Origin of the sequence: Pseudomonas sp. S35, assembly GCF_009866765.1 — a bacterium.
Classification (GTDB): domain Bacteria; phylum Pseudomonadota; class Gammaproteobacteria; order Pseudomonadales; family Pseudomonadaceae; genus Aquipseudomonas.
This window is the reverse complement of the sequence record NZ_CP019431.1, coordinates 3,518,449-3,530,754: the sequence shown is the minus strand read 5'-3', so window position 1 is coordinate 3,530,754 and position 12,306 is coordinate 3,518,449. Positions and strand designations below refer to the sequence as shown.

Genomic DNA, 12,306 nt, shown 5'->3' with positions numbered 1-12,306 from the left:
AGTTCAACCATGCTACGTATTGCCGTTCTAGGTGCCGGGCGCATCGCCAAGATCCACGCCGCCAACGTCGCCGCCCACCCCAGCGCCACGCTGGTGCTGGTGGCCGACCCCTGGCGCGAAGGCGTCGATGCACTCAGCACGCAACTGGGCTGCGAAGCGGCCTACGACTGCGCCGCCGTGCTCACCCGCCAAGACATCGATGCCGTGGTGATCGGCACCCCCACCGACACCCATATCGACCTGCTGCTGGCAGCGGTGGCCGCAGGTAAAGCGGTGCTCTGCGAAAAACCCATCGACCTCGATATCGCCAAGGCCCGCAGCGCCGCCCAAGCCGTGGAACGCCAAGGCGGCCACGTCATGCTCGGTTTCAACCGCCGCTTCGACCCCGATATGCTGCGCCTGCGCCAGGCCCTCGATGCCGGCCAGATCGGCGCCGTGCGCCAAGTCATCATCACCAGCCGCGACCCCGGCCTGGCCCCACGTGACTACCTGGAGCATTCCGGCGGCATCCTGCGCGACATGACCATCCATGACTTCGACACCGCCCGCCACCTGCTCGGCGAAGAACCGGTGGAAGTCAGCGCCATCGCCAGCCGTCTGGTAGACCCCACCCTGGAGCAGATCGACGACTACGACAGTGTCATGGTCCTGCTGCGCACCGCCTCCGGCAAGCAATGCCACATCAACTGCTGCCGCCAGGCGGTGTACGGCTACGACCAACGCGTCGAAGTCTCCGGCGCCACGGGCGTCCTGCTCACCGACAACCACCGGCCCAGCACCTTGCGCCATTGGGGGGCCGAGCACACCGAAGCGCTCGAACCGTTGCAGCACTTTTTCCTGGAGCGGTATGCGGATGCGTATCGCAATGAGCTGACCCAGTTCATTGATGCGCTGAACGACGGTCGCGAGCTGCCCACCAGCGTGCGGGATGGGTTGTATGCGCTGCACTTGGCAGATTGTGCGTTGGAATCGGTGAGGACGGGGCGCAGTGTGGCAGTGAGTTACGACCTCTAGCGGTAGGCGCTGACGCCGGTCCGATCCACCAACCGAATACTGTCGCGCCCACCCCGCTTGGACTCATACAACGTCGAATCCCCCTGTTCAATCAACGCCGCCAGGCTCTCCGGCGGCTGATCGAACAGGTTGGCGCCAATGCTCAGGGTCACCGGCTGCGGCGTGCTGAAGCGCTGCGCGGCCAGTTGCTGGAACTGGTCGCGCAGGCTGCTGCCCAGTTCGACGATCTGCTCGGCCGTCGCCGGGCTCAGCAGGATTACAAATTCATCCCCGCCCATCCGCGCCGCCAATGCGCCTTGGGGCACGACGGCGCGGATCATTTCGCTCAATGCGATCAGCAGGCGGTCACCGGCAGTGTGGCCGTGGAGGTCGTTGACGCCTTTGAAGTTGTCGATGTCGATCAACAGCAGGGCACCGGGGTGTTGCGCGGATACCTGGGCCAGCAAGCGCGGCGCGCGAAGGTCGAGGGCGCGGCGGTTGTACAGGGCGGTGAGTGGGTCGCGGGCAGCGAGCCGGGCGATCTGTTGTTCGCGGCGGTAGCGTTCGGAGCCGGTCATGGATAGCGCAATCAGCATGATTGCCATGGCGCCTTCCACCAGGGATATCTGGATGATTTCGCCCTTGAAGGCGGCGAGGTCGATCAGGGTGCCGGGGATCACCACTGACAGCGCCTTGGCCACGTAAAAGATCCCGTGCAGCAGCAACACGAAACGCAGCTGCACTGCGCCCACGCTCAGGGACCGGCCGTGGGGCCGCAGCAGGAAGCTGGCGCGCAGGGTGGGCAGGGCGACCAGCAGTGATTGCACCGCCAGCATGGCTTTGGACCATGACGGGTCCGCCGGCAACGCGAGCATGGCGAACCAGATTGCAGGCATCAGCACCCAGGCGCGCGACACACGCACTTGGGTAAACCGTGCGACGCCGAGCAAAAACAGAAAGTGTGCGGTCACCAGCAAGCCGTTGGCGAACCAGATGCCGATGACGAGAAAGCCATTGATGCGCAGCAGGGCCAGGGTGGAACCGATGGTAATGGTGGCGAAACCGCTGCTCCACAACAGCAGCGAGGGTTCGCGCACGCTGCGCCATTCAACCAGCAGGTAAAGGGCGGCCGCGGCTGCCAGGGCAACGGTGAGTGCCAAAATCGTAGGAGGGTCGAGCGTCATGTCTTGCCGGGTCTGCCTGGTGTGCGTTTAGACCGGGATTGTAAGCGCACACGCAGGTTTTTCAGAGCATTCTGTGTAATGGCACACAGCCATCCGATGATCGGCGGGTCAGACGCCTTTGGTCGAGGGCAGCAGGACCGTCAGGATGCCCACCAACGGCAGGAACGAGCACAGCTTGTAGACATACTCGATGCCGTGGCTATCGGCGAGCAAACCCAGCAACGCCGCGCCAATCCCGCTGAAGCCGAACATCAGGCCGAAGAACACCCCGGCGATCATTCCCACATTGCCCGGCACCAGTTCCTGGGCAAACACCACGATGGCCGAGAACGCCGAGGCCAGGATAAAGCCGATCACCACGCTGAGCACGGCGGTCCAGAACAGGTCGACGTAGGGCAGGGCCAGGGTGAAGGGCGCCGCGCCGAGGATGGAGAACCAGATGACTTTCTTGCGGCCGATCTTGTCGCCGATCGGGCCACCCAGGAAGGTGCCGGCGGCGACTGCTCCGAGGAACAGGAACAGGAACAACTGGGAGTTGGCTACCGACAGGTCGAACTTCTCGATCAGGTAGAAGGTGAAGTAGCTGGTGAGGCTGGACATGTAGAAGTATTTGGAAAACACCAACACGGCCAATACCACCAGGGCAAACGTCACGCGTCCTTTGGACAAGCCGTGGGTGGCTTTGCCGCCTTGCTTGAGCTTGAACAGGGCGAGGTGGTTACGGTACCAGCGGCTCAAGCCATACAGCACCAGGATCGCGAACACGGCAAACAGTCCGAACCAGGCGATGTTGCCCTGGCCATAGGGAATGATGATTGCCGCCGCGAGCAACGGCCCCAACGCGCTGCCGGTGTTGCCGCCGACCTGGAAGGTCGATTGCGCCAGGCCGTAGCGCCCGCCGGAGGCCAGGCGTGCCACGCGGGAGGTTTCCGGGTGGAAGGTCGATGAGCCCACGCCCACCAGTCCCGCCGCCAACAGGATGGCCGGGAAGCTGCCGACAAACGCCAGCATCAGGATGCCGATCAAGGTGCACACCATGCCGGCCGGCAGCAGCCAGGGTTTGGGATGGCGGTCGGTGTGGTAGCCGATCCACGGTTGTAGCAGCGATGCCGTCAGTTGGAAGGTCAGGGTGATCAGCCCCACCTGGGCAAACGTCAGCCCGTAGTTGGCCTTGAGCATCGGGTAGATCGATGGCAGCACGGCCTGGATCAGGTCATTGATCAGATGCGCCAGTGCGCAGGCACCGAGGATGCGCATGACCAAGGGGCTTACGTGGGGCGTACTGGTTGCAGCAGCGGGTGACGCGGTGAGTGTCGACATGCAGGCATTCCATACAAGGCAGCGAACAAGGCAGCGAGTACTTGGGCTCGCTGCGCATTTCAAATTGTTTCGGGAGGATATGCTAGATTTACGGCAAATGCCTGTCTCACGAAATCAGGGCAGTAACTGTCGCAAAAAGGGCGAAATGATCAAGTCACTGGGTAAATTCCTGCAGGAGATCGACGAAGGCGAGTGGGCGGTCATCAGTTCTGCCACCGACTACCCGGAAAACTGGGTGATCCCCGACCACAGCCACGAGAAGCATCAACTGCTGTACGCCACCGAAGGTGTGATGGTGGTGCATTCGGCCCAGAACCAGTGGACGGTGCCACCCAATCGTGGCTTCTGGATGCCCAGCGGGCACGTGCATTCCCTGCGCTGCGTGGGCCGGCTGAAAATGCGCAGCGTATTTGTGCGCCCCGACAGCTTTCCCAACCTGCCCACCGAAACCAAGGCGGTAAGCATCTCACCGCTGCTGAGCGAACTGATCAAAGCCTCGGTCAGCTTGAAGCCGCCCTACGCCGAGGACTCGCGGGATGCGCGAATCATGCACCTGATCCTCGATGAACTGGCCATCCTGCCGGCCTTGCCGTTATCCCTGCCGCAACCGGCCGACCCCCGTATCCTGCGTATCTGCCTGGCGCTGCAACAGGACCCGGGCGACGCCTCGACAATGGCACACTGGAGTGAGCGCCTGGGCCTGGATCAGAAAACCATCCAGCGTCTGTTCCGCCGGGAAACGGGCATGACCTTCGGCCAATGGCGCCAGCAGGCGCGGTTGCTGTTGGCGCTGGAACGCATCGCGGTGGGTGAGAAGATTATCGATGTGGCCTTGGAACTCGGCTATGAAAGCCCGAGCGCCTTTACCAGCATGTTCAAGAAGCAGTTCGGCAAGACGCCGAGTCTGTTCTTCAAGTAGGGCCCAGCAGCCGGTTGAACGCGTCGATATCCAGGGGGCGGCTGAGGAAGTAACCCTGGCCTTCATCACAGGCCACGGCCTTGAGCATCGCCAGGTGTTCGGCGGTTTCAATGCCTTCGGCGGTCACCGTGAGAGCCAGGGCGCGCCCTAGGCCGACGATGGCGTGGATGATGGCCTGGTCGTCTTCGCTGTCTTCCAGCCGGGTCAGGAAGCTGCGGTCTATCTTCAAGCCATCGAACGGGAATGCGCGCAGGTAACTCAAGGAGGAATACCCGGTGCCGAAATCGTCCATGGCAATGCGGATGCCCAGTTGCTTGAGGGCGCGCATCACGTCGAGCGCGCCGACGCCGTCTTCGAGCATGACGCTTTCGGTGATTTCCAGCTCCATCCGTGCCGGGTCGATACCTGAGGTCTGCAACGCGTGGTGCACGCGTTCCATCAGGTTGCCGCGCTTGAACTCGGTGGGCGACAGGTTCACCGACACAAACAACGTGTCCGGCCACTGGGCGGCACAGGCGCAGGCGGTTTGCAGTACCCAATCGCTCAGCGCCAGGATCAGGCCTGACTCTTCGGCAATCGGGATGAACGTGTCCGGCGCGATCAGGCCGCGCTCCGGGTGCTGCCAGCGCACCAGCGCTTCGGCACCGACCATCTGGCCGTCGGCAATGCGATAGCGCGGCTGGAAGTGCAGGCGCAACTCCCCATGCTTGATCCCATAACGCAGGTCACTTTCCAGGCGGCGACGCTCGATGATCCGTGCATTCATCTCACCGGAGTAGAACCGCCAGGTATTGCGCCCGGCGGACTTGGCCTCGTACAGCGCGATATCGGCGTAACGCAGCAGTTCGGTGATGTCGCTGGTGTCATTGGGCGCCAGCGCGATGCCGATGCTGGCGCTGATGAACACTTCCTGCTCATCGATGCGGATGGCCCGCTCGATGGAGGCGATCAACCGTCGGCACAGGTGCTCGACTTCGTCCTGACGGCCGGCATCGCTGATGATCAGCACAAATTCATCACCACCAACCCGCGCCACCAGGTCGCCGTGGCGCACGCAATCAGTCAGGCGGCTCGACACTTCATTGAGCACACGGTCGCCGGCGGCATGCCCGAGCAGGTCATTGACCGGTTTGAACCGGTCCAGGTCCAGGCTGAGCATCACCACCGGTTGCTCAAGGGTGGGCAGCGCCTTGAGCTTGCCGTCGAGGAAGGCTTGCAGGCGCGTACGATTGGGCAGCCCCGTCAAGGCGTCATGCTGGGACAGGAACTCGATGCGTCTGCGCGCCTCGACTTCTTCGGTGACGTCGGTGGCCGTGCCGCGAAACCCGCCACAGGGCATTTTGCGCGCCGACAGCCGCGTGGTGCGCTCCAGGCCTTGGGCATCCACATACAGGCATTGCACGCTGAGGTCCGGGCGCCGGTCGGGGGTGCACAGCCACTGTGACAACAGCCCGGTTTCGGTGCCCAACAGGTCATTCATGGCCGCGCCTATCCACGCGTCGCGGGTCAACCCGGTAACGCTTTGGAAACGCTCCGACAGGTAGGTAAAGCGCCAATCGGCGTCGATTTCCCAGACCCAGTCGGAGCTTGCCTCCACCACATCGCGAAAGCGCGCCTCGCTGGTGGCCAAGGCGTTCTGGCTGGTTTGCAGTGAGCTGTGGCTGGCATCCAGGGCCAGGGCGGCGGCGGTGCTGCGGCGTAAAATCACCCAGGTCATCAGGCACACCAACAACGCGGCCAGCCCCAGCAAGGGCAGGCCGACGCCGATCAGGCGCAGGCCGGGCTGCTCCGGCTGCCAGTACAGGCTACCGGCGCTGCCGTTGTCGCCAAGGGGAAAAAACACGCCCTTGGCAATGTCCATTGGGCTGGCGACGTGCAGGTTGCTCACGCCAAAGTCATCGCCGATCCGGCCCAGTTTGGCGCTGTCGAGGATGTCGACGAAGACCAGCACCGACGCTTGCCGGCCATCAGCCGTTACGGTGGGGTCGGTGCCCGGCGTGATAGCGGCGGCCGCCACCAGCGCAGGGCTGCCGCGTACGTTGATGAACGTGCTCACGGGCGTTTCGTCATCGGCGCCGGCACGGGCCTTGTCGAGAAGCTGGGTGAGGGGCTGGTCGAGCCATTCGCTGAGTTCGAACGCTTGCAACTGGCCGTCAATCACCGCGTACACCGTGCGGTTGGCATCATTGACCACAAACAGGCCCTGAAAGCCGAAATCCTGGAACAGTGTCGAGCCGATATTGCCGCGTACGTAGGCCCACTCTTTATCCACCTGCATGTGCAGATGCTTGTAGGCATCGCTCCAGAATGCGTAATCCTTGACCGTTACCCGCATGGCTTTTTCCATGGACTGCATGGCTTTACGGGTATGAAACGCGCTTTCGGCCTGTTCGGTGCGGTCCAGGTCGCGGGCGATGTAGATCAACGAGTACGCCGCTGCCGCAAAGACCACAGCCAGCAGGGCCATGAAATTGAACAGTGACGTACGCGCCAGCGACAGGCTGGTACGGGTAGACAGCGAGCGGACGATTGGAACGAGTGAGTTGGGCATTGTTTCGCGCAGGGCCTCGCTGCAAGTCAGGGGCAATGACAGGCTATCGGCGGCCCTGGGAAAAGGTTGAACGCGTCAGGCGGTGCTGCAATGCCGTGCGCGGTGACTGACGTGGCTTGCCGACCATGCGAGCAACGCCGCCATGCACAGCAGCGCTGCACTCAACTCAAACGTCGTCTGGTAGCCACTGAAGTCAAACATCACACCCCCGACGGTGGCGCCTGAAGCAATTGCCAACTGGATGATCGCGACCATCAACCCACCCCCAGCCTCGGCGTCGTCGGGTAGGCCCCAGAATCCCAGCAACAGGGTGGTCATGAAGGTCCAACTGCCGCAGGCGACCAAGGCCAGGGCGATCAACGCCATCAGCAGCGGGGCGGCAATCACCAGGCTGTGAGCAAGGCAAACAGCCCCGACACCGAAATACCCTGGCCGGCCTGGCCTTGAGAGATGTTGAGTTCGGTCGCCAGCGGCGTCAGCAGGCTGACCGGCATGAACTCCGAGGCGACCAATGTAAAGGCCGCCAGTGACATGGCGAGCACCGCGCCCCAGCGCGGTGTATTTGGGTTACGGGGCATCATTTAAGGTTGTTTTTGAAGAAGGCGGTGAGCTGGGCAAACGGAATCAGATTGACCCGGTCGTACAGGTCCACATGCCCCGCGTTGGGGATGATCAGCAATTCCTTCGGTTCGGCTGCGCGTTGGTAGGCGTCCTCGCTAAACTCGCGGGAGTGGGCGTTGGCGCCCGTGATCAGCAGCAGTGGGCGCGGAGAAATCGTCTCGATGTCGTTGAACGGGTAGAAGTTCATGAACTTCACGTTACTGGTCAGCGTCGGCATGGTGGTGGTGTGTGGCGACGCACCGGCAGGTGTGACCTGGCCGCGTGGCGTGCGGTAGAAGTCGAAGAACTCGTCAGCTACCGGGTTGCCCGTCAGCTTGAGCGGCGAGCCGCTGGTGTAGAGGGTTTCGCCGCCCTGGAATTCGACGTAGCGCTGGTTGGCGGCTTGCAGCAGGATCTGCCGGCGCTGCTCCAGGGTGACGCCGTACTTGAGGCCGTTACGGTTGGCCGCGCCCATGTCGTACATGCTGACGGTGGCGATGGCCTTCAGACGTGGATCGATCTTCGCCGCGGCAATGGCAAAGCTGCCGCTGCCGCAGATGCCAATCACGCCGATGCGTTCGCGGTCGACCATCGGCCGGGTGCCAAGAAAGTCCACAGCGGCGCTGAAGTCTTCGACGTAGAACTCGGGCAGCACGGCGTTGCGCGGTGTGCCCGCGCTTTCGCCCCAGAACGACAGGTCCAGGGACAGCGTGACGAAGCCCTGTTCGGCCATTTTGGTGGCGTACAGGTTGGCGCTCTGTTCTTTGACGGCGCCCATGGGGTGACCGACGATGATCGCGGGGCTTTTTGCGCCCGAGGCGAGGTGTTTCGGCACGAACAGATTACCGGCAACCTGCAGGCCGTATTGCGTGTTGAAGGTGACCTTTTCGACCGTCACCTTGTCGCTTGTGTAGAAGTTGTCAGCACCGTTGGACATATCGGCTCCCAGAGCAGTTAACGACGTCACCAGCAAACCAAGGGCAAGCAAGAGGCGTTTCATGGGCGGATCCTTGAAGGGGTTTGGTCTGCACATTTTCCCCAGGAGGGCCGGGGGTTCTGTAGTGCGTTTCGCTGGATTACTTGCCTGATGCTCTGAGTCTGGTGGTTTGCCGGGGACGCCACAGGCTATGCGGGGTACAGTTCGCTGACCAACAAAAAGGGCGGGTTATGAAGAACAATCTGGACCCGCTGGTTGAATCCATCGGTTCGCGAATCTCAGCACCGGGTGACTGCCCTATGCCTATCCCCGGCCTGGGGTTTTATCGGCGTGAACAGCCGTGTACACCGGTGGTGTGCATGGTCGAACCGAGCATCGTGCTGGTGGCTCAGGGGCGCAAGCAATTGTGGGTGGGCGGCGAGGGGTATCCGTATGACACGTCGCGTTTTTTGGTGACGTCGTTGGATATACCGGCCAACTCCGAAGTGCTGGAGGCGAGCCCAGCGCGGCCGTGCCTGGGCCTGACCTTCAAGCTGGACCTGCGCATGCTGGCCGAGTTGATCGCCCAGAGTGAACTGCCGCCAAAGCGCGAGCGCTCGGTGCTGAAGGGCGTCGGCATCGGCGTTGTCACTGAGGGCATGCTGGTGTCGTTTGCGCGGCTGGTGGCGTTACTTGATGAGCCTGAGGCGATCCCGGTGCTCGCACCACTGATCCAGCGCGAGATCCACTACCGTCTCTTGCAAAGCGACCAGGCTGGCCGACTGCGGCAGATCTGTTCAGTGGACGGGCAGGGCTACCGGATCGCCAAGGCGATTGACTGGCTCAAACTCAATTACGACGCGGTGCTGCGGGTGGAGGAGTTGGCGGCGCGGGTGCAGATGAGCGCGGCCACGTTTCATCATCACTTTCGCCAACTCACGGCGATGAGCCCATTGCAGTACCAGAAGTGGCTGCGCTTGAACGAGGCGCGCCGGTTGATGCTCAACGAGCATCAGGACGTGTCCAGCGCGGCGTTCAAAGTGGGCTACGAAAGCCCTTCGCAGTTCAGCCGCGAATACAGCCGGCTGTTCGGTGTGCCGCCCAAGCGTGACATTGCCGGGTTACGCGGCAAGCCGATGCCTAGCGATCATTCGTCGTCAAGTTAGCGAAAAAAATGCAGCCGATCAGCCGGGCGAAGAGGCTCAGGGTTTCCGGCAGGTTGGGGTCGTCAAACAGCATCGCCCGTGAATCCAAGGCACACAGCGCGCCGAACAAGCGGCCGTCGGGCAGGAAGATCGGCGCACCGGCGTAGCTTTCGATGGCGAACTGCTTGACCACCGGGCGTGTGGCGAAGCGGCCATTGGCGCTGATCTGCGGGATGAACAAGGTCTGGGGATTGATGCAGAACTCGCTGCACAGGGTGGTTTCCAGGTCGAGCACGTCGTCCACGGTGATCCCCATTGCCATTGGGTCATGGACCGAGCAAACCACCCATTCCAGGTCGGTGAACTTGGCGATGCCGGCAAAGCGCATCCCGGTAAGGCGGGTAACCAATTGCAGGATGCTGGTGGTGGCTTCGATTTCGGCGATGGCGGCGCGTTCGTCTGCGCTGAGTAGCGATTGGGCTGCGGTGACGCTGGGAAGCATGCTGAACACTCCAAAGGCGTGGCGGTTCAGGCCGCCACGCACGGTCAAGTCTTAATTGATTCGCGGATGCTGCTGGACCAGATTCTGGCGTTTGGCTTCCAATTCGGCAATTTCGGCGTCGATGTCTTCGATCTTCTGCTCGATATTGTCGTGGTGCTCTTGCAGCAATTCCTTGGCCTCTTCCATATCCGACGCGGCCGGTGCCGCGCCGCGCAGGGGTTTGTTGGCGGTTTCCTTCATGGTCAGGCCAGTGATCAGGCCGACCACGGCAAACACCATCAGGTAATAGGCGGGCATGAATAGGTCATTGGTGCTTTCCACCAGCCACGCCACGGCGGTTGGGGTGACGCCAGCGATCAGTACCGAGACGTTGAATGCACTGGCCAGCGCGCTGTAGCGCAGGTGAGTAGGGAACATCGCCGGCAGCGTCGATGCCATCACACCGATAAAGAAGTTGAGGATCACCGCCAAGATCAACAGGCCGGCGAAGATCAGGCCGATCTTGCCGCTGGTGATCAGCATGAATGCCGGGATCGACAGAAACAGCAGGCCAACGCTGCCGGCGATGATGAACGGCTTGCGACCGATCTTGTCGCTGACAAAACCAATGAACGGTTGCACGAACAGCATGCCGACCATGATCGCGATGATGATCAGCACGCCGCTGTTTTCTTTGTAGTGCAGGTTGTGGGACAGGTAGCTTGGCATGTAGGTGAGCAGCATGTAGTACGTCACGTTGGTGGCCGCGACGATGCCGATGCAGGTCAACAGGCTGCGCCAGTGCTTGGTTGCGACTTCCTTGAACGAGACTTTGGGGCCGTGGGTCAGGCCTTCGCGGTCGCCTTGTTCGAGTTTGTCCATGTGCTGCTGGAACGCCGGGGTTTCCTCCAGCGCGTGGCGCAGGTACAGGCCGATGATGCCCAGGGGCAGGGCAAGGAAGAACGGCAGGCGCCAGCCCCAGGCTTCAAATTCGGCCTCGCCGAGCACGCTGGAGATCAACACCACCACACCGGCACCGAGCACAAAACCGGCAATCGAGCCGAAGTCCAGCCAGCTGCCGAGGAAACCGCGCTTACGGTCCGGCGCGTATTCGGCGACGAAGATCGAGGCGCCGGTGTATTCACCGCCCACCGAGAAACCCTGGGCCATTTTGCACAGCAGCAACAGGATCGGTGCCCAGATGCCGATGGAGGCGTAGCCCGGAATCAGGCCGATGGCGAAGGTGCTGAGCGACATGATCACGATGGTCGCGGCGAGGACTTTCTGTCGCCCGTATTTATCGCCCAGCGCGCCGAAGAACAGGCCACCCAGCGGACGAATCAGGAAAGGCACGGAGAACGTACCCAGTGCGGCGATCATTTGTACGCTGGGTGAGGCGTCCGGGAAGAACACCTTACCGAGCACATAAGCGACAAAACCGTAGACGCCAAAGTCGAACCACTCCATGGCGTTACCCAGGGCGGCGGCGGTGATCGCCTTGCGCACCTTGGCATCGTCGACGATGGTGATGTCCTTTAAACCGATGGGCTTGACGCTCTTTTTACGTAATTTCATGCGAACCACTCTAAAACTGAACAGGGGAGGTGCTAGCACTACGACAGCACCGCTCTGTCAGTTCAGATACAAGCGGACACGAAATAATTCACCCGCAGCTGTATTTTTTCTCCACTGATTGCAAAACCACCTACGGCAAGTCGAATTTCATCCCCCTGTGGTGAGCGGGCTTGCCCCGCGCTGGGCTGCGCAGCAGACCCAAAACCAGGCAACTTGGTGTGTCTGGACAAACGGGGTGGCATTGATGGGGCCGCTGCGCAGCCCAGCGCGGGGCAAGCCCGCTCACCACAAAAGAATGTGCTGGCCAGTGACAGGGGGGTTAACTTGATGTTCAAGGCACGTCCGGTTAACCGGGTTCCCACCTGTAGCAAAGTCGAATTTCATCCCCCTGTGGTAAGCGGGCTTGCCCCGCGCTGGGCTGCGCAGCAGACCCAAAACCAGGCTACTTGGTGTGTCTGGACAAATGGGGTGGCATTGATGGGGCCGCTGCGCAGCCCAGCGCGGGGTAAGCCCGCTCACCACAAAAGAATGTGCTGGCCAGTGACAGGGGGGGTTAACTTGATGCTCAAGGCACGTCTGCTTTACCGGGTTCCCACCTGTAGCAAAGTCGAATTTCATCCCC

General features: G+C 61.9%; 9 protein-coding genes and 1 pseudogene. 3 read left to right on the top strand and 7 right to left on the bottom strand.

Annotated elements, in window-relative coordinates:
• Positions 1-9: 9 nt before the first annotated feature.
• A complete protein-coding gene (gene iolG, locus PspS35_RS15615) occupies positions 10-1,014 on the top strand; it encodes an inositol 2-dehydrogenase (RefSeq protein ID WP_159935645.1) in 1,005 nt (334 codons plus the stop codon).
• Here iolG and PspS35_RS15610 read toward each other — a convergent pair.
• Positions 1,011-2,177 carry a GGDEF domain-containing protein gene (locus tag PspS35_RS15610; RefSeq protein WP_159935644.1) on the bottom strand — a complete coding sequence of 389 codons (1,167 nt, stop codon included), beginning with the start codon at positions 2,175-2,177 and terminating at the stop codon, positions 1,011-1,013. The two genes, iolG and PspS35_RS15610, sit on opposite strands and share 4 nt — an antisense overlap.
• 108 nt (positions 2,178-2,285) lie before the next feature.
• Positions 2,286-3,497, bottom strand: a complete 1,212-nt coding sequence (locus PspS35_RS15605; protein ID WP_159935643.1) for an MFS transporter — start codon at positions 3,495-3,497, stop codon at positions 2,286-2,288.
• A gap of 97 nt (positions 3,498-3,594) precedes the next feature.
• Between PspS35_RS15605 and PspS35_RS15600 the strand changes: the two genes are divergently transcribed.
• Positions 3,595-4,416, top strand: a complete 822-nt coding sequence (locus tag PspS35_RS15600) for a helix-turn-helix transcriptional regulator (protein ID WP_159935642.1) — start codon at positions 3,595-3,597, stop codon at positions 4,414-4,416.
• Here the strand turns inward: PspS35_RS15600 and PspS35_RS15595 are convergent.
• The 3 genes and pseudogenes from PspS35_RS15595 to PspS35_RS15585 form a co-directional block, all read right to left on the bottom strand.
• Positions 4,409-6,967 carry an EAL domain-containing protein gene (locus tag PspS35_RS15595; RefSeq protein ID WP_159935641.1) on the bottom strand — a complete coding sequence of 853 codons (2,559 nt, stop codon included), beginning with the start codon at positions 6,965-6,967 and terminating at the stop codon, positions 4,409-4,411. The genes PspS35_RS15600 and PspS35_RS15595 overlap by 8 nt on opposite strands.
• 75 nt (positions 6,968-7,042) lie before the next feature.
• Positions 7,043-7,545: pseudogene (locus PspS35_RS15590) on the bottom strand (hypothetical protein).
• Positions 7,545-8,567 carry an alpha/beta hydrolase gene (locus PspS35_RS15585; protein WP_159935640.1) on the bottom strand — a complete coding sequence of 341 codons (1,023 nt, stop codon included), beginning with the start codon at positions 8,565-8,567 and terminating at the stop codon, positions 7,545-7,547. Before PspS35_RS15585 ends, PspS35_RS15590 begins: the two are co-directional and overlap by 1 nt.
• Positions 8,568-8,734: 167 nt before the next feature.
• Between PspS35_RS15585 and PspS35_RS15580 the strand changes: the two genes are divergently transcribed.
• Complete coding sequence (locus PspS35_RS15580) at positions 8,735-9,649, top strand: AraC family transcriptional regulator (protein WP_159935639.1); 915 nt, start codon at positions 8,735-8,737, stop codon at positions 9,647-9,649.
• Here PspS35_RS15580 and PspS35_RS15575 read toward each other — a convergent pair.
• Together PspS35_RS15575 and proP are read right to left on the bottom strand one after the other, a co-directional pair.
• Entirely contained in the window at positions 9,624-10,130 is a 507-nt protein-coding gene (locus tag PspS35_RS15575) for a GAF domain-containing protein (RefSeq protein WP_159935638.1), read from the bottom strand. The genes PspS35_RS15580 and PspS35_RS15575 overlap by 26 nt on opposite strands.
• A 51-nt stretch (positions 10,131-10,181) precedes the next feature.
• A complete protein-coding gene (gene proP / locus PspS35_RS15570; protein ID WP_159935637.1) occupies positions 10,182-11,684 on the bottom strand; it encodes a glycine betaine/L-proline transporter ProP in 1,503 nt (500 codons plus the stop codon).
• Between the last annotated feature and the right edge of the window lie 622 nt (positions 11,685-12,306).

What these genes read in the sequence shown, in the direction of transcription:
- proP (WP_159935637.1), bottom strand. Translation starts at nt 11,684, where the DNA reads ATGAAATTACGTAAAAAGAGCGTCAAGCCCATCGGTTTAAAGGACATC.
- PspS35_RS15580 (WP_159935639.1), top strand. Translation starts at nt 8,735, where the DNA reads ATGAAGAACAATCTGGACCCGCTGGTTGAATCCATCGGTTCGCGAATC.
- PspS35_RS15605 (WP_159935643.1), bottom strand. Translation starts at nt 3,497, where the DNA reads ATGTCGACACTCACCGCGTCACCCGCTGCTGCAACCAGTACGCCCCAC.
- PspS35_RS15610 (WP_159935644.1), bottom strand. Translation starts at nt 2,177, where the DNA reads ATGACGCTCGACCCTCCTACGATTTTGGCACTCACCGTTGCCCTGGCA.
- PspS35_RS15585 (WP_159935640.1), bottom strand. Translation starts at nt 8,567, where the DNA reads ATGAAACGCCTCTTGCTTGCCCTTGGTTTGCTGGTGACGTCGTTAACT.
- PspS35_RS15600 (WP_159935642.1), top strand. Translation starts at nt 3,595, where the DNA reads ATGCCTGTCTCACGAAATCAGGGCAGTAACTGTCGCAAAAAGGGCGAA.
- iolG (WP_159935645.1), top strand. Translation starts at nt 10, where the DNA reads ATGCTACGTATTGCCGTTCTAGGTGCCGGGCGCATCGCCAAGATCCAC.
- PspS35_RS15575 (WP_159935638.1), bottom strand. Translation starts at nt 10,130, where the DNA reads ATGCTTCCCAGCGTCACCGCAGCCCAATCGCTACTCAGCGCAGACGAA.
- PspS35_RS15595 (WP_159935641.1), bottom strand. Translation starts at nt 6,967, where the DNA reads ATGCCCAACTCACTCGTTCCAATCGTCCGCTCGCTGTCTACCCGTACC.